Origin of the sequence: Pseudoalteromonas sp. SIMBA_162 (assembly GCF_046535955.1) — a bacterium.
Taxonomy (GTDB): domain Bacteria; phylum Pseudomonadota; class Gammaproteobacteria; order Enterobacterales; family Alteromonadaceae; genus Pseudoalteromonas; species Pseudoalteromonas marina.
In genome coordinates this window covers 1-243 of the sequence record NZ_JAWJBQ010001018.1, presented here as the reverse complement: position 1 = coordinate 243, position 243 = coordinate 1, and the positions used below count along the sequence as shown (strand labels likewise).

Below are 243 nucleotides of genomic sequence, written 5' to 3'. Positions count from 1 at the left end.
AAAACTAAAATAATTATTTAAACCAGCCTCGCCGTTTAAAATAGAGTAGCATTGCAATACCGATCATCAGCATTACTGTAAGGGATAAAAAATAGCCGTATTTCCATTTTAGCTCAGGTATATTTTCAAAATTCATCCCATAGATTCCTGCAATGAATGTTAGTGGAGCAAATATTGACGTAATAATCGTTAATAGTTTCATGATATTATTTGTTTGATGAGAGTTTAAAGATAAGTAACTAT

General features: G+C 30.0%; 1 protein-coding gene. It reads right to left on the bottom strand.

Annotated features, from left to right (window positions below; genetic code table 11):
- Positions 1 to 13: 13 nt before the first annotated feature.
- The coding region (locus R0J88_RS22800; protein WP_410901290.1) for a CorA family divalent cation transporter at positions 14 to 243 on the bottom strand (230 nt) is incomplete at its 5' end.